The sequence below is a fragment of the Pseudidiomarina piscicola genome (genome assembly GCF_902806985.1).
In the GTDB taxonomy this organism is placed as follows: domain Bacteria; phylum Pseudomonadota; class Gammaproteobacteria; order Enterobacterales; family Alteromonadaceae; genus Pseudidiomarina; species Pseudidiomarina piscicola.
Window position 1 is genome coordinate 360,350 of sequence record NZ_CADCXY010000001.1, and the last position, 20,059, is coordinate 380,408.

Below are 20,059 nucleotides of genomic sequence, written 5' to 3' on the forward strand. Positions count from 1 at the left end.
TTCTTCTTGTTCTTACTGACGGCTCAATCGTGTCATCGTCGGAGCCGTTTCAAAATTTGAGCGGAATGGATTGATATCTAGTCCACCGCGTCTGGTATAGCGTGCGAACACCGTTAATTTGTCGATGTCGAGACGCTGAGTTAGATCCATAAAAATACGTTCAACGCATTGTTCATGGAATTCATTATGGTTACGGAAGGAAACGATGTAGCGCAATAATGCTGCTCGATCAATCTTTCGTCCCTGATAGTGAATGTAGAGTGAGCCCCAGTCTGGCTGGTTGGTGATTAAGCAGTTCGATTTCAGTAGGTGACTGCTTAGTTGCTCAGTAACTCGCTGTTCACTGTCGTGCTTTAATAGTTCAGGCGCATAGTGATAGTGCTCAATGGCCACCTGACTATCATCTATCGACTCGGCCGGCCAGTGTCCTATGGCATGCTCAGAGTCATCAAGCCCTACTAGTTGTACCTTAACTGGCGCCGCGGCACAATCACTAAGGTCATGTTGTAAGGCTTTTTCAACGTCTTGCCAACTTTGCCACTGGCTGGCGTTAAAGCTGTTGAGGTAAAGCTTAAATGATTTTGACTCGATCAAGTTAGCACTACTGCAGGGCACTGAGAAATATCCCATCGCCACCTGTGGCAAGCCATTTGGCTGTAACCACGATAATTCATAGCCAGTCCAGTAATCTGTGCCGTGGAAAGGTAAAGCGACACCTTGCTTAAGACCTATAGGCGTGCGGTTGAGTTGTCTTGGCACGGCTTTTAATAAATTGGCGTCGTAATGCTCAGGGTAGTCGGTTGCTTGACCTAATTCGAGGTGGGCAAGTGGATGATCTGCAGGAGTTTGCTTCATTACGTTGGTTTACCTTGTTACACTTAAACAATTGACCAGAGCCTTCCCCAGCCAGTCGCCTAGTGTACCATTTGCTGGCTTGAAGATGCTAGCTTGTGGGAAGGTTACGCCACCCCCTTTACGTGAGTATGACGAATGACGATCACCACCGCCTTAGACGATTTAATAACCCGCTACGTTGATGCCTATGAAGCAGCTCAAGTGCCTTTGATGACCGAAGCCAACGACACATGGCAGGCGCCCATCTATAAAGGCGCAGTAGCCGCAGATGATTGGGTTGAGTGGCAGCCGGTGATGCAACAGCAAGGGTTAGACTTTAGTGACCTAATGAATGCCCTAGAAGAACCTTTCCACGACGATTTTAAAGCTTACTTTTCACGTTGGTTCAGTGCAGACCTGGCAGTGTTTTGGCAGCAACACCCATTATGGCTTCTGCACTTGCATGGCGACGATGATGCTGAACGAATGTTAGCTAATCAAGCAGGGCATGTGTTGATGAAGCGCAGGTTAAAACAGCCAATAACGTTGTTTCTAGGGCTCGCAGAGGAGTCAGATGATCTGCTGATCTCACTAGACAACAGTACGGGTGAAGTAGGGCTGGAATTTGTCGGGCAACCCCAACATGAGGTGTTAGCAACGTCGCTCGCTGAGTTTTTGTCAAAAAGTACCCCAAGAGTGGTAGAAAAGGAGACGTCAATCGGCTAGTTTGTATGCATTGAACGTTGCAAATCTGTGCAGCGGAGCAACAAACACAGAGGTTGGCATGACCACGAAAAAGACCGGTGAAATTCGTTATTTAGTCGCTGAAGAACTAAAGCTAGCGGCGTCTTTGCTGTATCAGGCCTATCATGACGATGCCTTGTTGATGGCGCTTTTTCAAGCCGACAAAGCGGACTATGAAAAGCGCCTACGAGCAGCGATTCGCGAAGAACTGGCCGCCTTTTGGGAAGCCAAACAACCAATGATAGGGGTGTTTTCCGGGCAGAGTTTACTTGGTGTTGCGTGCTTGACTGAACCTGGTAAAAGCTTTGGCCCTGGGCGCTATTGGCATTGGCGGTTAAAAATGTTGCTAACCGCAGGTTATGTCAGCACCAAACAGCTGGTTGCCAAGGAAGAAAAAATTCAGGCTGCTATCGCGGACGAGTTGGGGCTAAAACATTATCATATGCTGGCCTTTATTGCGGTGAACCCGATTTATCAGCAACAAGGTTGGGGCGATGTACTTGTGCGTGCGGCAGAGCAAGCACTTGCAGATGAGCCTAGCTCGCAAGGTATTGCAGTGCTTATTACTCAGCCTCATCACAAACAGCTATTCCTGCAGCATAATTACCAACGGGTGTGTTCGCTCGCCATTGGTGAGATCAGCGGTGAGCTCTACTTCTGCCAGACGTCAGCAGCGGCAAGCACGGCTAACTCGGAGGTAGCCGCCCATGGCTAAAGAAATGCCTAGTTCATTTAGCTCTTTTCGGGAGTTTTATCCGTACTATTTAGTCGAGCATTCGAACCCCCAATGCCGTGCCATGCACTACATAGGTAGCAGTCTTGTGCTGGTGATATTAGCCGCTGTGGTATTGACGCAGCAATGGTGGTGGCTGATTGCGATACCGGTGGTCGGGTATGGGTTTGCCTGGGTTGGCCATTTTTTCTTTCAACACAACAAGCCAGCAACCTTTAAGCATCCATGGTATTCACTTTGGGGCGACTGGGTTATGTACTTCGAATTTTTACAACGCCGACTCGGCGGCTCTAAGCATTAATCGGGCAGTCGATAGGCCGGCGTTTCGATGGCCAACAAACGCAAGTTAAGCATCTGTAGATCGCCTTCATAGCGACTCTCACGATCGCTACTGAAGGCAAATTGATAGTGACTTTTCCAGCCGATATGGCGCCCGCGCTTGGCCAGGCGTCCGCCTTGCCAAGCAATATCGAGAAATTGTAATTGATGCTGTTCACAATAGCGTTTAGCGTGCACTCGCGCTAACTCCGCTTGGCGCCGTCCCTGCCAGAATAGTAGCCCGACAAAGCCAATGGCGATTAATAAAATAGCGTCAAATAAAACCACTTAATTTGCTCCGGTAAACGTCTGCCAGGCTTGGCGCAACTGCTGCGATAGGTCATCGCGACGCAACATCACTAAAACATGGGGGCGTAGGTTAGGCAACCGCAATAGATCGGTGATGAGTGCGGCAAACACCGCAGGCTCTTGCGTTGCCACAGCGTCTAGCAACAATTCTAGGGAAACCGACGGCTGCGCAAGAGGATCGAAAGCCTCCCATAAGCGGGCACAGCAAATAATGACTTCGTCACTGCTCGGCTGTGCCAACACGTGTTCGATGGCGGCGACGAGTTGCGGAGTAAGTGGCTGTCGGGCAAGGCTGCGTAATAAGTCTGCGCGTGCGTCACTGGCGCTGTGTTGCTGTATGTCAGCGGCAAAAGTTGCGCTCAGTTCAGCTGGAAGCTGTTGATGCTCGAGCGCAATAGCGAGCGCTTGACGAAGTGGCGCTGGGTATTGGCTAAAAGAGTTGGCAATTGCCTGTGCACTCTCAGGTAAACTTTCGAGTCGAGTACAGACATCATGCAGCCCTTGAACACCAACTTGCTGCCAATGCTTAGGTTCTTGCAGGGCGGTTTGGGCCAGTTCAAAGTGAATGGACGGCGATCGCTGCCAACGCAAACTTAATTTCGCATGTAACGCGGCGCGCTTGGCTTCCGTTGGCGTAAATAAGTAGGGGCTTTGCTGAAGTTGTTTCTCTTGCTCAGCACTTAACGCATGGGTGACCTGTTGCCCCAATAGGGTGATCACTTGCGTAATAAATTCCTGCACGGTGCTTTGTTCAAGTAGACCGCGCTCATCAACGGGAAACTTTAAAAACCATAGGTAGGGATCTTGCTCGGTGGTTGCTAACTTTGGCCAAAATACAATGGCGAAACAGGCATGGCCTTGCACCGGGTAAGGGTAAGGTTGCTGTTGCTGCTCAATGGCGGCAAAGTCGTCGTTGCTGATAGGTTGTACCAAACGGCCTAGATCATAACAAACGTAGGTGCTTTGGCCTTCATTAAGTAACTGCGTTAACGTAGATAGACTCATTAAACTTGCATCGCGCTTCATTTTGCTGAAAGATGTGCGCCATTATAACGATTAAATGGTCGTGGAGGTAGTAATGGACCAACGACAACGTGCTGCACGTTTGCTCGAGCGAATCGAAACCGAATTGAATGGCCTGGGATTATGGCAAAGTGAGTACCCAGCGCCGCATGAGCTACAAAGTAGCGAACCGTTTGCCATCGACAAACTTGATTTTCATCAGTGGCTACAGTTCATTATGGTGCCGCGCATGTGGGATATTATTGATGGCGAGCATCCGTTACCACAGAACATTGCGGTAAGCCCGATGGCAACTCATGTTTATCGTGATGACTTAGAAAATCATGAAGGGTTGATTAGTATCTTACGTGAGTTTGATATCGTTTTAAGTGGTACCGATCCTTTGGCGGAAGATGTCTGATCTAACCGTCGCTTTTGAAGACGAACATTTAATTGCGATTGATAAACCTAGCGGGCTGTTGGTTCATCGAAGCTGGTTGGCGAAAGAAGCAACGGAATTCGCGCTACAGCGGGTACGGGATCAAATTGGCCAGCGCGTGTACCCAGTGCACCGGTTAGACCGTCCCACTTCTGGTATCTTATTGTTCGCAAAAAACGTTGAAACAGCGCGGCTTATGACCGCCGCATTTACCGAGCGGCAAGTTGGCAAAAGCTACCATGCGGTTGTGCGTGGGTATCTTGGCGATGGACGCCTTGATTATCCGCTGCGTGAAGAACTTGATAAAATTGCCGACAAGCTTGCTGATCAAGACAAAGAAGCACAACCAGCGATAACCGACTATGAGTGCTTAGCTCAGATCGAACTTCCTTATGCGGTCAGCAAAAAGCATGCAACCTCACGCTACTCGTTAATGCACCTGCACCCGCAAACAGGTCGGAAGCATCAGTTGCGCCGTCATATGTCGCATTTACGCCATCCAATTATTGGCGATACCAATCATGGTGATGGGCGACATAATCGTTTTTTCCGAGAGCATTTTGATTGTCACCGGTTATTATTGGCCGCGACCCGCCTTGAGTTTCAGCACCCACATGAAAATGAGACCGTACGCATCGAGCTTCCGGTCCCAGCAGAGCTGTTACGCGCCTTTAAGGGTCGGTAGCACGAAGTAATTCGTTAATACCCACTTTGGCACGGGTTTGCGCGTCAACTTTTTTCACTATTATCGCAGCATAAAGGCTGTGACTGCCGTCAGCGCTTGGTAACGAGCCGGGCACGACTACGGCGCCTGCCGGAACTCGACCATAATGAATTTCACCGCTTTCGCGATCAAAGATGCGCGTACTTTGGCCAATGTAAACGCCCATGGAGATGACTGCGCCTTGCTCGACAATAACACCTTCGACAATTTCTGAGCGCGCGCCAATAAAGCAATCATCTTCAATAATCGTTGGCGTAGCTTGTAATGGTTCTAACACACCACCAATGCCGACACCGCCCGACAAGTGCACATTGGTACCGATTTGCGCACAAGAACCAACGGTTGCCCAGGTGTCGACCATGGTTCCTGCACCTATATAAGCACCAATATTTACATAAGAAGGCATGAGCACCACATTGCGGTCGATAAAGGCGCCTTTACGTACCATCGCCGGTGGCACAACCCGTATGCCTTCGGCCCGAAAACGGGCATCGTCATAGCCAATAAACTTACTGTCGACCTTGTCAAAGAAACGTGTTTCACCGCCGTTCATCAGGTGATTGTCATTTATTCGAAACGACAACAACACAGCTTTTTTCAGCCATTCATTAACGACCCAATCATTGCCTTGTTTTTCAGCAACACGTAACTGACCACTGTCGATAGCGCCAATAACTTGGTCTAGGTCTTGGCGCAGTTGCGCGGGTACCTGCTTGGGGGAAAGTTCATCACGCTGCGCGAACGCAGCTTCAATGCGTTGTTGTAACTCTGTCATTTCGGTTCCTTTGCCAATAGAGTGCTGGCTATGCGTCATCCAGCATGGTTTTAATTCGTTCACGTAAGGTCGTGCACTGCGCCTCGGTTAGGGCCGTGTTGGCTTCCGTAGCGACAATAAATAAGTCTTCGGCTTGTTCGCCAACGGTGGAAATTTTAGCCGTAAGAATGTTTAAGTCGAGCTGCTGTAATACACGCGCCACTTGCGCCACTAGCCCAGGCCGGTCAAGGGCAGTGAGCTCGAACGTAGTGCGTCGCGCATTGCGCGAAGGCATAAACTCAACTTTGGTAGTGACATTAAAGCTACGCAAACGTCGCGGCAAGCGGCGTTGCGTACTCGGTGCAGCACGTCGACCGCGTAAGACATCATGTAATTCTTGCTTGAGTCGCTCAATATGACGGGCATCGGTGAGTGGCTCACCGTCGTCTTGCAGCACCACAAAAGTATCCATGACAAAGCCATCGCGGGTGGCAAGAATTTGTGCATCATGAATACTTAAATTTTGATGCTCCAGCACGGCGGCGACTTCAGCGAATAGATGCTCGTGCTCCAAATGATAAATAAATAGTTCAGTCGTGCCTTGACGGTTTTCATCGCCAACCAAAATTAACGGCAGTAACTCGTCATCGCTTACAGCAATAATATATTGGGAATGCCAAGCGATTTGTTCCGGCTGATGCCTTAGAAAGTAATCAGCGGTGAAACGCGACCATAACTCTTGCACATGCTGCGCCTCGAAGCCGGCACTTAAAAGGAGTGCCATGGCATGGGCTTGGTGTTCATGAATTCGCTGCCGCATCTCGCGTTGCGGTGAAGGCTGTTGCTGCTGCAGGTAGCTCTTGGTGGCCATATACAAATTTTCTAAAAGCGTGGCCTTCCAGTTGTTCCAAAGGCTGTTATTAGTGGCACGAATATCAGCCACCGTAAGGCAATAGAGGTAGTCTAAATGCTGCAGGTCACCGACTAACTCGGCAAACTCTTTGATAACTTCTGGATCATGGATATCGCGTTTCTGGGCTGTGACGGACATGTCAAGATGGTGACGTACCAACCAAGCAACGAGGTCAGTGTCTGCCTCTGCTAGCCCATGTTGTAGGCCAAAGTTTTGTGCATCAAGCTCGCCAAGTTCTGAGTGATCACCACCACGACCCTTGGCGATGTCGTGGAAAATACCGGCTAAATAAAGCAACTCTGGTTGCTGCATTTCCTCAACAATGCTGGCGCATAGCGGAAACTCTTCTGCGCCTAAGTCGGTAGTGTACCGATAGAGATTACGAACCAATCTAAAGGTATGTTCGTCGACCGTGTACGCGTGAAACAAATCAAACTGCATCTGACCGACAATTTGTGCCCACTGGGGTAAATAGTGGGCAAGAACTTTATGGCGGTGCATCAATTCGAAGGCTAAACCACACCCATGAGGGTGTCGCAGCAATTGCATAAACAGCTCGCGGCAGCGGGGCTCATCACTTAAAGGGGCTTGCAGCTCACGGCGTGCGTTGCGTAATAAGCGAATCGTATGGGCGCGAATATAGCCAATTTCAGGGTGTTCGGCGATGGCTAAAAACAGCTCTAATAAATGCTCGGAATCGGCGAACACGTTATCGCTTTGTGCCGCAATGCTCTGGCCAAGTACTTTGAAGTTGGCATCAATGGTAAAGCTGTTAAGATCTTTGGCGCTACTTAAAATTGTTTGTGCAAAGAACTGCAACAGCATGTCGTTAAGCTCACTGACATCAACGACCGCGTTAAAATAGTCTTTCATCATGGCTTCGACAGCAGCTTTACCTTTGCCTTCATAGCCCATGCGCGCAGCGACTGCCGGTTGATGATCGAACAGCAGTCGGTCTTCTTTTTTGTCGGCTTCTAAATGCAGTGCAAAGCGGATACGCCAAAGAAACTCCTGACACTCGCGCAATTCTAATAATTCGGCTGCACTAATGTAATTGTATTGCACCAGACTCTCGTCACTTTGTGTGTGAAAGTGACGCTTGGCGATCCAACCGATGGTCTGGATATCTCGCAAGCCGCCGGGGCTGCTTTTAATATTGGGTTCGAGGTTATACGAGGTGCCATGAAATTGCTGATGGCGGTTACGTTGTTCACCGAGTTTGGCGTGGTAGAACTGATCGCTGGTCCATGGGAAGCGATTGTGAATTAACTGGCGTAAGCCTTGCTCCAGGTCGGCATTGCCGCTGATGAAGCGTTGCTCGAGCAAGCTCGTTGCAACACTGGTGTCGGCGGCGGCTTCGCGCTCACAGTCGGCGAGCGTACGAACGCTATGACCAACGTCAAGCCGCAGGTCCCAAAGCATCTGCACCATGCTGGAGATGGCCGCTTTGGCTGCCTGGTCTAAAGGTTCGCTATGTAGAAATAACAGATCGATGTCCGAGTGCGGGTGGAGTGTGCCGCGGCCATAGCCCCCGACGGCAACCAGCGCCAGTTCAGTAGCGTCAAAACCGAGCTGCTGCCATAGGCGCTGCAGCAACTCGTCGATAAATGTGCTTCGATCGGTCAGTAGGCTTTCAATGTCGGCGGTCACAAAGGCTTCGGCGGACCAGCGCTGGTAACGCTCTAAACAGTCGCGGCCACTACTAATGTCGAGCGGCGTGGGCCATTCGATACCTGCCACTGACGCGGTCATTACGAGGCGTCCGCATGCTCGATAACGCGTGGAAAGTCCTCATCGCTGCGTAGTGTGAGAACTTCAACGCCAGACTCGGTGACTAACAGCGTATGTTCCCACTGGGCACTTAAACTGCGATCTTTTGTCAGTACTGTCCAGCCGTCGCGCATCAGCTTGGTTTGGCGTTTTCCAGCGTTAACCATAGGTTCAATGGTAAAGCACATGCCTGGTTGGAGAACATCCCCGGTACCGGCACTACCATAGTGCAAAATTTGTGGCTCTTCGTGAAAAACCGCACCGATACCGTGACCGCAGTATTCGCGTACAATGGAATAACCATGCTTTTCGGCATACTTTTGAATCACCGCCGCAAAGTCGCCAATGTGAATACCAGGTCGCACCATTTCAATCGCTTTGTACAACGACTCTTGGGTGACACGCATCAACCGTTCAGCCAAAATGCTTGGCTCACCAACGACAAACATTTTCGAGGTGTCGCCATGGTAACCGTTAAGCTTTACGGTGACGTCTAAATTCATGATATCGCCGTCTTTAAGTGGCTTATCGTTAGGGATGCCGTGGCAGACAACATGATTTAACGAAGTGCAGACCGACTTCGGGAAGCCATGGTAGTTGAGTGGAGCAGGGTAGGCATCATGCTCAACAATATAGTCATGACAAATTTTGTCGAGTTCTGCTGTGGTCACCCCAGCTTTTACATGGGGACCAATCATCTCTAGCACTGACGCTGCTAATTTACCGGCGGCGCGCATTTTTTCAATTTCATCTGGCGTTTTAATGGTGATGCTCATGCCTTTTCCTGTGTCAATCTTTTAGCTCGTATAATGCCGCGTATAATAGCATTTACCCGCCCCTCGGGGAAGCGCTGACAAGACCAATAAAGCTTGCGCCAGAAGGCTTTTTCATGGTATAAAGCGCCCGCAATTTCGATTGCAGTAAAACTAACTTATTTAAACCACACACATACATCGACACATAGGTCGGGGTGCCTAAAGCGTAAGCTAAGGGTCGAACTATGGGATGTATGGAGGCATAACCCCTTAAAAAGGAAAGATAAAATGGCTAACGTATCAATGCGTGATATGCTCAAAGCTGGTGTTCACTTCGGCCACCAAACCCGCTTCTGGAACCCGAAAATGAAACCTTTTATTTTCGGCGCTCGCAACAAGATCCATATCATCAACTTGGAAAAAACTGTGCCGATGTTCAACGACGCGTTGAACTCTCTGCAACACGTTGCTGCGAACAAAGGTAAAATCTTGTTTGTAGGTACTAAGCGTGCAGCAGCTGAATCAGTTAAAGAAGCAGCTATCAACTGTAACCAATTCTACGTCAACCATCGCTGGTTAGGCGGTATGTTGACGAACTGGAAAACTGTTCGCCAGTCAATCAAGCGTCTGAAAGAGCTCGAAGTAATGAGCGAAGACGGTACGTTTGAAAAGTTGACCAAGAAAGAAGCCTTGGTTAACACCCGCGAAATGGAAAAGCTTGAAAAGAGCCTTGGCGGTATCAAAAACATGGCTGGCTTGCCAGACGTGCTATTCGTTATCGATGCTGATCACGAACATATCGCGATCAAAGAAGCGAATAACCTTGGGATTCCAGTTATCGCAGTCGTTGATACTAACTCAAACCCAGACGGCGTAGATTACGTAGTTCCGGGTAACGACGATGCGATCCGCGCAGTACAATTGTACTTGAACGCTGCGGCAGCTGCTGTAAACGACGCACGTGGTGCGAGTGTTGAAGGTAAAGCTGACGACTTCGTAGAAGCGGAAGAAACTGAATAAAACATCCGAATAGAGGAAATTGACACATGGCTATTACAGCAGCTCTGGTAAAAGAACTGCGCGAGCGCACAGGCGCTGGCATGATGGATTGCAAAAAAGCTTTGCAAGAAACCAATGGTGACGTTGAAGCAGCTATCGAAAACATGCGTAAAAGCGGTCAAGCGAAAGCAGCTAAGAAAGCTGGTCGCGTTGCCGCTGAAGGTGTGATTTTGACCAAAACTGACGGAAACGTTGGTACTTTGGTTGAATTGAACTGCGAAACTGACTTTGTTGCCCGCGACGAAAGCTTCTTAGCATTCGGCGATAAAGTTATCGAAGCAGCATTCGCTAACAAAGAAACTGATGTTGAAAAGCTAAAAGCAACCAACATTGGTGAAGGTACAGTTGAAGAAGTTCGTGAGACTTTAGTTGCTAAAATCGGTGAAAACATGACAGTACGTCGTGTTATTTCTATCGAAGCTGGTGATCAAATTGAAGCTTACGTACACGGCGGCCGTATCGGTGTATTGGTTGCGCTTACTGGCGGCGACCAAGAACTAGCGAAAGACCTTGCGATGCACGTTGCAGCGAGCGCACCACAGTTCGTTAAACCAGAAGATGTTGACGCTGAAGTTGTTGAGCGTGAGCGTCAAATCCAGCTTGATATTGCTATGCAAAGCGGCAAGCCTCAGGAAATCGCTGAGAAAATGGTTGAAGGTCGTATGCGTAAATTCACTGGTGAGATCAGCTTAACTGGTCAAGCTTTCGTGAAAGACCCATCAATGACTGTTGGCGATTTGTTGAAGCAGAAAGGTGCTGATGTACTTACTTTCGTACGTTTCGAAGTAGGTGAAGGTATCGAGAAGAAATCAGAAGATTTCGCTGCTGAAGTACAAGCTCAAATGGCTGCTGCGAAAAAGGCTTAATGCCCATGTCGCTACTGACGACGCACAGCTAAAGCTATAGAAACCGTATCTCACGTGTTGGGATGCGGTTTTTTTTCGCGTAAAGTGAGAGTTATGCACTTTGCGTAATTGAATTTGACCGTCCATGCTGCACAGGGAGCAACCAAATGACCACAACAACGAAACCAGCCTACCGACGCATTTTATTAAAGCTGAGTGGTGAAGCCTTAATGGGGGACGAGCCGTTTGGTATCGATGCCAAAGTACTCGACCGTATGGCGCATGAGATCAAAGAATTGGTCGAGCTGGGCGTGCAGGTTGGACTTGTCATTGGTGGCGGTAACCTGTTCCGTGGTGAAGGCTTAGCGAAAGCAGGTATGAACCGCGTTGTTGGTGACCATATGGGGATGCTGGCGACCGTGATGAACGGCTTAGCCATGCGAGACGCATTGCACCGAGCGTTTGTGAATGCACGGTTAATGTCGGCGATTGAGCTAAATGGCGTATGTGATAGCTATAACTGGGCTGATGCAATTAGTTTGTTGAAGTCGGGACGCGTCGTGATATTTTGTGCCGGCACCGGCAATCCGTTTTTCACTACTGACTCCGCTGCATGTTTGCGCGGCATTGAAATAGAAGCTGAGTTGGTTTTGAAAGGTACTAAGGTTGATGGCGTATACTCTGCTGATCCAAATACCGATAGCAATGCACAACTCTACCCGCAAATCAGTTATAATGAAGTGCTAGAGCAACAGTTGAAAGTGATGGACCTTGCGGCATTTACGCTGGCTCGTGACCACAAGTTACCAATTCGTGTATTTAATATGAACAAGCCAGGCGTGTTGCGCGCGGTAATTATGGGCTCTGAAGAAGGCACCTTAATTGCCAGCGACGAAATGCTGGAACGGTTGTCATCAAGAATTTAGAAGGGAAAAAACAGTGATAAACGATATCAAACAAGACGCTAAGCAGCGTATGGAAAAAAGCGTTGAAGCCTTACGTTCACAAATCTCTAAGGTTCGTACTGGGCGCGCTCACCCGAGTTTACTCGATAGCGTAATGGTGAACTATTACGGTGTTGATACCCCTTTGCAGCAGTTGGCGAACATTAGCATTGAAGACTCGCGAACGCTGACACTAACGGTGTTCGATAAGTCTTCTAGCGCGGCTGTTGAAAAGGCAATTATGACCTCAGATTTAGGCTTGAATCCAGCCGCTGCTGGGTCGGTCATTCGTATTCCATTACCTGCGCTAACCGAAGAACGTCGTCGCGACTTAGTTAAAGTGGTGCGTGCGGAAGCCGAGCAGGGTCGTGTCGCGATCCGCAATATTCGCCGGGACGCCAATAGCGACTTGAAAGAATTGCTAAAAGAGAAAGAAATTACCGAAGACGATGAACGCCGTGGTAATGACGATATCCAAAAATTAACCGACAGCTATGTAGCTAAAATTGATGAGCTGTTGGCGGATAAAGAACGCGACTTGATGGAAGTCTAATTTAGTCGCTTTATCTGATTGGTTCCAAGCGCCGTGTTCGGTTACACTCGCACGGCGTTTTTATTTTTACGGCAGCGCGAATGGACACGATTGATTTTGAACAATTAAGGCTACCCAAGCATGTAGCTATTATTATGGATGGTAATGGTCGCTGGGCACAGCTGCGAGGCAAACACCGAACGTTCGGCCATAAGGCTGGAGCCGAAGCGGTGCGCCGAGCAGTTACCTTCGCGCGGCAAAAAGGCATACAGTCATTAACGCTGTTTGCCTTTAGTAGTGAAAATTGGAAACGTCCCGAGCAAGAAGTCTCGGTACTCATGGATCTTTTTTTTACGGTGCTAAAGCGCGAAGTAAAAAAACTGCATAAACACCAGGTACGGGTGCGAGTGGTTGGCGACAAACGCGCTTTTTCGGCCAAGTTACAACAGCGTATTAATGAAGCTGAGCAATTGACCGAAAACAATACCGCTTTGACCCTAAATATAGCCGCTAATTACGGCGGTCGTTGGGATATTACTCAAGCCGCAAAGCAGTTGGCTAGCGACGTACAAGAAGGTAAGCTAGGGCTTGATGATATCAGCGAAGACAAACTGGCAGAACAATTGTGCTTAGCCGAACAGCCCGCACCGGATTTATTGATCCGTACTGGCGGCGAACATCGGGTTAGCAATTTTTTACTCTGGCAATTGGCTTACGCGGAATTTTACTTTGCCGATGTTTTGTGGCCCGACTTTGATGAGCAGGCATTCGCCCGCGCTGTCGCCGATTTTAGTTGCCGTGAACGGCGTTTCGGTTTGACCAGCGAGCAGGTGCAGCAAGCCATCCTCGACACTGATGTAACTTCTGGGGAGTAAGCGTGTTAAAACAACGTCTAATAACAGCCCTTATATTACTGCCCCTTGCCTTATACGCGGTATTTGGCCTAGCGCTCGAGTGGTTTGCGGTAGTCATTACCGTGGTAATGCTTGGCGCAGCTTGGGAATGGTCACCTATTATGGGGCTCAAACGGCAAGCCAGCCGTTGGGCTTATACGGGTTCAGTTGCGGTCGCTTTAATAGCGCTGCAATGGTGGTTTCCGGTGACCGAAATTTGGCAAAATGAACAACTACAACCGGTTTATTTTTGGTTGATGGTTGCCGGCGGAGCTTGGTGGGCGATCGCTACGCTTTTAGTACTCAATTATCCGAATAGCCGACGCTTGTGGTCGCGAACACGATCTATTGTTGGGGTGTTTGGCTACTTAACTCTAATTCCTGCAGCCGCTGGGATGTTTGCCGTTCGCTCACTCAACTACCAAACCGAGCCATTATTTGGTGGCTTTGTACTACTATTCATTCTTTTGCTGGTGTGGGCAGCCGATGTCGGTGCCTATTTTGCCGGCGTGCGCTATGGCCGAAATAAGCTAATGCCGGCGGTGAGCCCGGGTAAAACCATGGAAGGCCTATGCGGTGGGGTAGCGTTAGCATTTGTGGTGATGATCGTTATTGCGCAGTGGGTACAAATTCCCGCGACACATTACAGCGGTTTTTATTTCACTGGCTTATTAACCGTCGTCGTTTCAGTTTTTGGTGACCTTACCGAAAGCATGTTTAAACGTTGCGCAGGGGTCAAAGATAGCGGTGCCTTGTTACCGGGTCATGGCGGACTGCTTGATCGTATTGACAGCCTTACCGCGGCCTTGCCGGTATTTACACTTGCCTATCTGTGGTTTTTAGTATGATGCATCGCGTGTGTCTTTTAGGGGCGACAGGCTCGATAGGTGCGAGTACCTTGGCAGTGTTGCGTGAGCAACCTGAGCGTTTTCAACTGAGTGCAGTGACCGCAAATTCCAACGTTGTACAAATGCAGGCAATTTGCCAAGAGTTTCAACCGGCCGTAGCGGTAATGGTCGATGAAGCGGCTGCCAAACAGTTGCAGCAGGCGTTACAAGGTGGCCCCACTGAAGTTTTAAGTGGCGCGCAAGCTGTTGCCGAGGTCGCAGCCGACTCAAACAGCGATACGGTAATGGCAGCCATTGTCGGCGGTGCTGGTTTAGTGCCGACTTTCGCGGCCGTAGAGGCTGGTAAACGAGTGCTGCTAGCCAATAAAGAAGCTCTGGTGATGTCGGGGCAATTGTTTATTGATGCTGCGGCGGCAAGTGGTGCTCAAATTTTGCCCGTTGATAGTGAACACAACGCCATTTTTCAGTGCCTACCGGCCGCCGTGCAACAACAGCTTGGTCATTGCGATCTCGTCGGGGCAGGGGTCGATAAAATTCTATTAACTGGTTCCGGCGGACCTTTTCGTCAGTTACCACTGACCGAACTCGAACAGCAAACCCCGGCTGCCGCGTGTGCTCACCCTAACTGGGACATGGGGGAGAAAATCTCGGTTGACTCTGCAACCATGATGAATAAAGGGCTGGAATATATTGAAGCGCGTTGGTTGTTTAACTGCAACGCCGACCAACTACAGGTAGTGTTGCATCCGCAAAGCGTTATTCACTCCATGGTAAGTTATACCGACGGCTCGGTGTTGGCGCAAATGGGGCAACCGGATATGCGTACCCCCATCGCACACTGTTTGAGTTTCCCCGAACGTTCGGTAAGTGGTGTGAAACCACTCGACTTTCTAAGCCTTGGTGAATTGAGCTTTGCCGCGGCCGATAGTGCTCGTTATCCATGTTTGGAGCTTGCCATGCAGGCCTGTTGGCAGGGGCAGTGGGCAACGACCACACTCAATGCCGCCAACGAAATTGCGGTGGCAGCGTTTTTAGCTGGGCAGATTAAATTTACCGAAATTGCACGTATTTGCGCGGTGGCATTAGACCGAGTTGCGCAACAAAAGCAGACGGCTGAATTGAACTCGGTGGCAGCAATTTTGTCAGTTGATGAGCAAGCTCGTGCCTATGCAACTGAGCAGATTAAACAGGTAGAACAATGCTAGACATTATTTGGTCGTTAGGGGCTTTTGTCGTCACCTTAGGCATACTGGTAACCTTCCATGAGTTTGGTCACTTCTGGGTAGCCCGTCGCTGTGGCGTCAAAGTGTTAACTTTCTCTGTTGGCTTCGGCAAAGCACTGTGGCAGCGCCGAGCAAAAGACGGCACGGTTTACCAAGTTAGTAGCATTCCCTTGGGCGGCTATGTGCGCATGCTCGATGAACGCATTGATGATGTCGCCGAAATCGACCGCGATAAAAGTTTCAATTCTAAATCGGTCGGTCAACGCGCCGCGATTGTTGCGGCCGGCCCGATCGCCAACTTTATTCTCGCCATCGCGGTGTTATGGGTGATGTTCCTCATCGGCGTGCCTTCCGTAAAACCTATGCTTGGCAGTGTGACGCCTAACTCTATAGCTGCCCAAGTTGATTGGCCAATACCGAGCGAAGTGGTCAGTGTCAATGGCGCAGAAACAGAAGACTGGCAACAAGTAAATCTCGCCTTTGCTGCAGCATTAGGTAATGATTCTGCGACCGTGACGGTGGTGGATGAAAACCAACGCAGTTTCACTAAAACATTAGATATTAGTTCGTGGCGCTTGGGCAAGGAAGAACTGCCCACCTTTATGGCGTTAGGACTACAGCCGTTCCAGCCGGAAATCTATACCGAGCTTGATTATATCGAAGAAAACTCACCTGCAGCGCAAGCTGATCTGCGGGTCGGTGATAAAATTCTTGCCTTTGATGGAACTCTCATGGACGAATGGTCTCAAATACGAGACGCAATCATGGCAGCACCAGGCGCTACCGTAGAGCTGGCTATACTGCGACAGCAGCAACAGCAGAAGGTATCGGTAACCATTGGTGAGCGAGAGTTTGATGGTTCGAGCTATGGTTTCCTTGGGGTTGAACCACGTCGTGAAGCTTACCCAGAAACGTATCGGTTTGTGCAACAATACGGTATAGTGGACGGCCTAGCGAAAGGTGCCGAACGCACTTGGGAACTCATGGTTCTGAGTGTCAAAATGATCGGCAAATTAATAACCGGAACGGTTTCGGTCACCAATTTAAGTGGCCCAGTAGCAATCGCAGAGGGAGCAGGGACGTCTGCGAGCTACGGATTCGTTTACTTTTTAGGGTTTCTCGCGCTAATCAGTGTTAATCTCGGTATCATAAATTTGGTACCTTTGCCGATGCTTGATGGCGGACATTTATTGTTCATCGCTATTGAGAGTGTGCGCAAAAAAGAGGTCTCCGAGCGAGTCCAAGAGATGAGTTACCGCATTGGCGGAGCACTGATTTTTGCACTGATGGCAATTGCAATTAGTAACGATGTATTGCGATTACTTCGGTGAGAATAAATTTACAATAAACAAATAAGTAGCACAGAATGACGTTGAAAAAGCTATTTTTAAGTGCCCTTGTAGCGGGTGCTGCACTACCAGCCTACAGCGCTGAAGAATTTGTCGTAGAAGATATTCGAGTTCGCGGATTACAGCGAGTCGCCTTAGGCGCCGCCTTAACTTATATTCCGATTCGAGTTGGCGACAGCATCGATAGTGAGAATATACAGACCTCTGTTCGCTCGCTATACTCTTCCACCCACTTCAATGACATCGTGGTTCGCCGCGTCGGTGATACCTTAATTTTTGAGGTTACCGAACGCCCCACGATTAGTGATATCGAGTTCGATGGTAACAGCGATATCAAAGACGAAATGCTGGTTCAGAGTTTGACCGATCAAGGCATTATCGAAGGTGAACCGCTGGATTTAACCACCATTTCAAGCATCGAAACCGGACTTGAAGACTTTTATCACTCAATTGGTAAATACAGCGCGGAAGTTAATGTAAATATTATCAAGCTACCGCGTAATCGTGTGCGCTTAGAAATTGATTTCGACGAGGGTGAATCGGCAGAGATTCAACAAATTAACATCGTCGGAAACTCTGTTTTTAGCGACGAAGAGTTACTTGCGAACCTAGAACTTAAAGACCGTTTACCTTGGTGGAACTTCCTCGGTGCGCGTCAGTACCAAAAACAGCAACTGAGCGGCGATCTTGAAACCCTTGAATCGTTCTATAAAGACCGTGGTTACCTGACTTTCCGACTTGAGTCAGTGCAGGTGAGCATGACGCCCGATCGCTCAGGGGTTTATATCACCCTCAACATTGATGAAGGTGAAATTTTTAACGTTCGTGAAACCAGTGTTATGGGCGACCTGCGCGGCCAAGCCGAAGTGGTTAAACGAATGACCAAAATCGAGCCTGGTACTCGCTATAGCGCCGCCCAAGTTACCTATCTGGAAGAGATGGTAGCGAAGCTATACGGCCGTTACGGTTATGCTTATCCAGAAGTTCGCGCAATACCAGAGATTGATGAAGAGACGAATGAAGTTGACCTGATTTTCTCTATCAATCCAGGTAAAAGGGTTTATGTAAACCGTATTAAATTCCGCGGTAATAGCGTCACAGAAGATGAAGTCTTACGTCGCGAAATGCGCCAATTTGAGGGCTCTCCGTTAAATGACGATTTAGTTGAACAAGGTAAAGTTCGACTCGAACGTTTAGGCTTCTTTGAAACGGTTGAAAGCTCAACTAACCGGGTCAATGGTCGCCAAGATTTGGTCGACATTGAATATATGGTGAAAGAGCAGCCGTCAGGTTCATTCAACTTTATGTTGGGTTACGGTGATTACTCTAAATTACAGGTCGGTGTCGGTGTGTCGCAAGATAACTTCTTGGGAACGGGTAACCGGGCTGCAATTAATATCAACACCAACCGCTTTAATAAAACACTAAGTTTGTCATATATGGATCGCTACTTCACAAAAGATGGCGTAAACCTGTCTGGACAAATTTTCATGAGCGAGTTTGATGCGGGCAACCAAGACAACCTGATCCGCTATAATACTAAGCGTGTGGGTATTGGTGGCAACTTAAGCTTCCCGATCAATGAAGTGAGCAGCTTAAGCTTTGGTGCAATGGCTCGCCGCGAAGAAGTAACCAATGTTGAAGGTTATGAGCAGGTTAAACGTTTCTACCAGCCTTACCTCGATGAACAAGACCCGAATTCTGGTGTCGCATTTGACATGTTGTCGCTAGAGGCCGGTTGGCAACGCGCCACACTTAACCGTGGTACATACCCAACGGCAGGCTCGTTAAATAGAATTAATGCTGAAATTACCGTGCCCGGTAGCGATATTCGTTACTTCCGCGTTAATTATGAATTTAAGCATTATTGGCCACTAACAGATGATCATAGCTTTGTGCTCTTATCGCGTTTGAAAGTTGGTTACGGTAATGGTTATGGCTCAGATGATCAGGGCAATGATTATATTTTCCCGTTCTATGAGAACTTCCGTATTGGCGGTAATGATAACTTGCGTGGGTTTGAAGCCAACACCGTAGGGCCGCGTGCGGTTTATCGTTATCCTGACTCTATTACTGGACCACCGAACTACTACGGTATTCCAAGTGATTTGCCTGTCGGCCCTGGTGCTGATACTTTAGCGGTAAGTCAGTACTCGGTTGGCGGTAACGCCATGTACAGTGGTGGTCTAGAATTAATTGTCCCGACACCTTTGGTGAAAGATGAAACCAAAAACTCGGTGCGAACCAGTATCTATGTGGATATTGGCAGCGTGTGGGACACAGAGTTTCAATACGATGAGTATAGTCAGTTACAACAAGTAGGTAATCAACAATATCGCTTGTATGACTTTAGCTCGCCAAGTTTATACCGGGCTTCAGCGGGTATCGCCGTACAATGGCTTTCTCCAATGGGACCCTTAACCTTTGCCTTAGGCCGTCCAATCAAAACTTACGAAGGCGACCGTACGCAAAGCTTTAGTTTCAACTTTGGCACGACTTTCTAAAAACTATAATCGAGTCGGGCTATTACATTTTTGAATAACAGGAGTATTCACGTGAAAGTATTAATGAAAACAACTATTGCAGCAGCATTATTGTCTACCGCATTTTTTGCCAACGCTGCCGAAGCACAGCAAAAGATTGGTGTTGTAAGCATGCAAAACGTTCTACAGCAGTTACCACAAGCACAGGAAATTTCTGCGCGTTTGCAGGAAGAGTTCGCGGATGACTTCGCTGAGTTAGAAAAAATGACCACTGAGCTGCAAGGTCTGCAAGAAAAGGCCGAGCGTGATGCGCAAATCATGTCGCCTTCTGAGCGTCTTGATTTAAGCCGTGAAATTGAACTGCTCGAAACGCGTCGTCAGTTGAAGTACAAAGCTTTGCGTGAAGACAGCGAGCGCCGCCAGCAAGAAGAACGTAACAAGCTGATGCGTGATATCGTTCGTGAAGCACAAGCTTTAGCGCAAGCGCAAGGCTTCGACATGATGCTCAACGACGGTTCAGTGCTTTATGCAACCGACGCACTTGATATGACTGATGAAGTGCTTGCGAAAATGACTGGCGGAAATTAA

General features: G+C 48.7%; 21 protein-coding genes. 15 read left to right on the plus strand and 6 right to left on the minus strand.

What is annotated here, in order from left to right; translation table 11 throughout:
• Positions 1 to 12: 12 nt before the first annotated feature.
• Positions 13 to 855: an NADPH-dependent 7-cyano-7-deazaguanine reductase QueF gene (queF, locus tag PSI9734_RS01880; RefSeq protein WP_173919415.1), complete on the minus strand. Its 843-nt coding sequence runs from the start codon at positions 853 to 855 to the stop codon at positions 13 to 15.
• A 135-nt stretch (positions 856 to 990) separates the two neighbouring features.
• Here queF and PSI9734_RS01885 point away from each other — a divergent pair, with 135 nt between their 5' ends.
• Genes PSI9734_RS01885 through PSI9734_RS01895 form a run of 3 tightly spaced genes read left to right on the plus strand, consistent with a single transcriptional unit; the run spans position 991 to position 2,612 of the window.
• A complete protein-coding gene (locus tag PSI9734_RS01885) occupies positions 991 to 1,560 on the plus strand; it encodes a SecY-interacting protein Syd (protein ID WP_173919416.1) in 570 nt (189 codons plus the stop codon).
• A 58-nt stretch (positions 1,561 to 1,618) separates the two neighbouring features.
• Positions 1,619 to 2,293, plus strand: coding sequence for a GNAT family N-acetyltransferase (locus tag PSI9734_RS01890; RefSeq protein ID WP_173919417.1), 675 nt, complete (start codon positions 1,619 to 1,621; stop codon positions 2,291 to 2,293).
• The gene (locus PSI9734_RS01895) at positions 2,286 to 2,612 is read left to right on the plus strand and encodes an Mpo1-like protein (RefSeq protein ID WP_173919418.1); all 327 of its coding nucleotides are present in this window, start codon (positions 2,286 to 2,288) and stop codon (positions 2,610 to 2,612) included. Before PSI9734_RS01890 ends, PSI9734_RS01895 begins: the two co-directional genes overlap by 8 nt.
• On the opposite strand, the gene PSI9734_RS01900 is transcribed toward PSI9734_RS01895, so the two are convergent.
• Both PSI9734_RS01900 and PSI9734_RS01905 read right to left on the minus strand, forming a co-directional pair.
• Positions 2,609 to 2,917, minus strand: coding sequence for a DUF3301 domain-containing protein (locus PSI9734_RS01900; RefSeq protein WP_217420743.1), 309 nt, complete (start codon positions 2,915 to 2,917; stop codon positions 2,609 to 2,611). The two genes, PSI9734_RS01895 and PSI9734_RS01900, sit on opposite strands and share 4 nt — an antisense overlap.
• The gene (locus PSI9734_RS01905) at positions 2,918 to 3,943 is read right to left on the minus strand and encodes a DUF3549 family protein (protein ID WP_173919419.1); all 1,026 of its coding nucleotides are present in this window, start codon (positions 3,941 to 3,943) and stop codon (positions 2,918 to 2,920) included.
• Positions 3,944 to 4,016: 73 nt separating this feature from the next.
• On the opposite strand from PSI9734_RS01905, the gene PSI9734_RS01910 reads away from it, so the two are divergent.
• Both PSI9734_RS01910 and truC read left to right on the plus strand, forming a co-directional pair.
• A complete protein-coding gene (locus tag PSI9734_RS01910; protein WP_173919420.1) occupies positions 4,017 to 4,361 on the plus strand; it encodes a YqcC family protein in 345 nt (114 codons plus the stop codon).
• A complete protein-coding gene (gene truC, locus PSI9734_RS01915; protein WP_173919421.1) occupies positions 4,354 to 5,064 on the plus strand; it encodes a tRNA pseudouridine(65) synthase TruC in 711 nt (236 codons plus the stop codon). The genes PSI9734_RS01910 and truC overlap by 8 nt, the downstream gene beginning before the upstream one ends.
• Here truC and dapD read toward each other — a convergent pair.
• From dapD to map, 3 genes are read right to left on the minus strand one after another with little or no spacing between them, the layout of a single operon-like run.
• The gene (gene dapD / locus PSI9734_RS01920; RefSeq protein ID WP_173919422.1) at positions 5,051 to 5,878 is read right to left on the minus strand and encodes a 2,3,4,5-tetrahydropyridine-2,6-dicarboxylate N-succinyltransferase; all 828 of its coding nucleotides are present in this window, start codon (positions 5,876 to 5,878) and stop codon (positions 5,051 to 5,053) included. The genes truC and dapD overlap by 14 nt on opposite strands.
• Before the next feature lie 28 nt (positions 5,879 to 5,906).
• The gene (gene glnD, locus PSI9734_RS01925) at positions 5,907 to 8,522 is read right to left on the minus strand and encodes a [protein-PII] uridylyltransferase (RefSeq protein WP_173919423.1); all 2,616 of its coding nucleotides are present in this window, start codon (positions 8,520 to 8,522) and stop codon (positions 5,907 to 5,909) included.
• Entirely contained in the window at positions 8,522 to 9,316 is a 795-nt protein-coding gene (gene map, locus PSI9734_RS01930; RefSeq protein WP_173919424.1) for a type I methionyl aminopeptidase, read from the minus strand. Before map ends, glnD begins: the two co-directional genes overlap by 1 nt.
• A 267-nt stretch (positions 9,317 to 9,583) precedes the next feature.
• Here map and rpsB point away from each other — a divergent pair, with 267 nt between their 5' ends.
• From rpsB to PSI9734_RS01980, 10 genes are all read left to right on the plus strand, one after another.
• Complete coding sequence (gene rpsB / locus PSI9734_RS01935; protein ID WP_173919425.1) at positions 9,584 to 10,315, plus strand: 30S ribosomal protein S2; 732 nt, start codon at positions 9,584 to 9,586, stop codon at positions 10,313 to 10,315.
• 26 nt (positions 10,316 to 10,341) lie between these two features.
• Positions 10,342 to 11,220 (plus strand): translation elongation factor Ts, encoded by an 879-nt coding sequence (gene tsf / locus PSI9734_RS01940; RefSeq protein WP_173919426.1) that lies wholly within the window; start codon positions 10,342 to 10,344, stop codon positions 11,218 to 11,220.
• Positions 11,221 to 11,366: 146 nt separating this feature from the next.
• Positions 11,367 to 12,125 (plus strand): UMP kinase, encoded by a 759-nt coding sequence (pyrH, locus tag PSI9734_RS01945; RefSeq protein WP_173919427.1) that lies wholly within the window; start codon positions 11,367 to 11,369, stop codon positions 12,123 to 12,125.
• A 49-nt stretch (positions 12,126 to 12,174) separates the two neighbouring features.
• On the plus strand, positions 12,175 to 12,696 hold the full coding sequence (frr, locus tag PSI9734_RS01950; protein ID WP_425500048.1) for a ribosome recycling factor: 522 nt from the start codon (positions 12,175 to 12,177) through the stop codon (positions 12,694 to 12,696).
• An 80-nt stretch (positions 12,697 to 12,776) separates the two neighbouring features.
• Complete coding sequence (uppS, locus tag PSI9734_RS01955; protein ID WP_173919429.1) at positions 12,777 to 13,550, plus strand: polyprenyl diphosphate synthase; 774 nt, start codon at positions 12,777 to 12,779, stop codon at positions 13,548 to 13,550.
• A 2-nt stretch (positions 13,551 to 13,552) separates the two neighbouring features.
• Positions 13,553 to 14,416, plus strand: coding sequence for a phosphatidate cytidylyltransferase (locus PSI9734_RS01960; RefSeq protein ID WP_173919430.1), 864 nt, complete (start codon positions 13,553 to 13,555; stop codon positions 14,414 to 14,416).
• Positions 14,416 to 15,621 (plus strand): 1-deoxy-D-xylulose-5-phosphate reductoisomerase, encoded by a 1,206-nt coding sequence (gene ispC, locus PSI9734_RS01965; RefSeq protein ID WP_173919957.1) that lies wholly within the window; start codon positions 14,416 to 14,418, stop codon positions 15,619 to 15,621. The genes PSI9734_RS01960 and ispC overlap by 1 nt, the downstream gene beginning before the upstream one ends.
• Positions 15,615 to 16,970, plus strand: a complete 1,356-nt coding sequence (rseP, locus tag PSI9734_RS01970; protein WP_173919431.1) for a sigma E protease regulator RseP — start codon at positions 15,615 to 15,617, stop codon at positions 16,968 to 16,970. The genes ispC and rseP overlap by 7 nt, the downstream gene beginning before the upstream one ends.
• A 35-nt stretch (positions 16,971 to 17,005) precedes the next feature.
• Positions 17,006 to 19,492, plus strand: coding sequence for an outer membrane protein assembly factor BamA (gene bamA / locus PSI9734_RS01975; RefSeq protein ID WP_173919432.1), 2,487 nt, complete (start codon positions 17,006 to 17,008; stop codon positions 19,490 to 19,492).
• 51 nt (positions 19,493 to 19,543) lie between these two features.
• Positions 19,544 to 20,059 carry an OmpH/Skp family outer membrane protein gene (locus tag PSI9734_RS01980; RefSeq protein ID WP_173919433.1) on the plus strand — a complete coding sequence of 172 codons (516 nt, stop codon included), beginning with the start codon at positions 19,544 to 19,546 and terminating at the stop codon, positions 20,057 to 20,059.

Coding starts and splice junctions, on each gene's coding strand:
- queF (WP_173919415.1), bottom strand. CDS start 855: ATGAAGCAAACTCCTGCAGATCATCCACTTGCCCACCTCGAATTAGGT.
- PSI9734_RS01885 (WP_173919416.1), top strand. CDS start 991: ATGACGATCACCACCGCCTTAGACGATTTAATAACCCGCTACGTTGAT.
- PSI9734_RS01890 (WP_173919417.1), top strand. CDS start 1,619: ATGACCACGAAAAAGACCGGTGAAATTCGTTATTTAGTCGCTGAAGAA.
- PSI9734_RS01895 (WP_173919418.1), top strand. CDS start 2,286: ATGGCTAAAGAAATGCCTAGTTCATTTAGCTCTTTTCGGGAGTTTTAT.
- PSI9734_RS01905 (WP_173919419.1), bottom strand. CDS start 3,943: ATGAGTCTATCTACGTTAACGCAGTTACTTAATGAAGGCCAAAGCACC.
- PSI9734_RS01910 (WP_173919420.1), top strand. CDS start 4,017: ATGGACCAACGACAACGTGCTGCACGTTTGCTCGAGCGAATCGAAACC.
- truC (WP_173919421.1), top strand. CDS start 4,354: ATGTCTGATCTAACCGTCGCTTTTGAAGACGAACATTTAATTGCGATT.
- dapD (WP_173919422.1), bottom strand. CDS start 5,878: ATGACAGAGTTACAACAACGCATTGAAGCTGCGTTCGCGCAGCGTGAT.
- glnD (WP_173919423.1), bottom strand. CDS start 8,522: ATGACCGCGTCAGTGGCAGGTATCGAATGGCCCACGCCGCTCGACATT.
- map (WP_173919424.1), bottom strand. CDS start 9,316: ATGAGCATCACCATTAAAACGCCAGATGAAATTGAAAAAATGCGCGCC.
- rpsB (WP_173919425.1), top strand. CDS start 9,584: ATGGCTAACGTATCAATGCGTGATATGCTCAAAGCTGGTGTTCACTTC.
- tsf (WP_173919426.1), top strand. CDS start 10,342: ATGGCTATTACAGCAGCTCTGGTAAAAGAACTGCGCGAGCGCACAGGC.
- pyrH (WP_173919427.1), top strand. CDS start 11,367: ATGACCACAACAACGAAACCAGCCTACCGACGCATTTTATTAAAGCTG.
- frr (WP_425500048.1), top strand. CDS start 12,175: ATGGAAAAAAGCGTTGAAGCCTTACGTTCACAAATCTCTAAGGTTCGT.
- uppS (WP_173919429.1), top strand. CDS start 12,777: ATGGACACGATTGATTTTGAACAATTAAGGCTACCCAAGCATGTAGCT.
- ispC (WP_173919957.1), top strand. CDS start 14,416: ATGCATCGCGTGTGTCTTTTAGGGGCGACAGGCTCGATAGGTGCGAGT.
- rseP (WP_173919431.1), top strand. CDS start 15,615: ATGCTAGACATTATTTGGTCGTTAGGGGCTTTTGTCGTCACCTTAGGC.
- bamA (WP_173919432.1), top strand. CDS start 17,006: ATGACGTTGAAAAAGCTATTTTTAAGTGCCCTTGTAGCGGGTGCTGCA.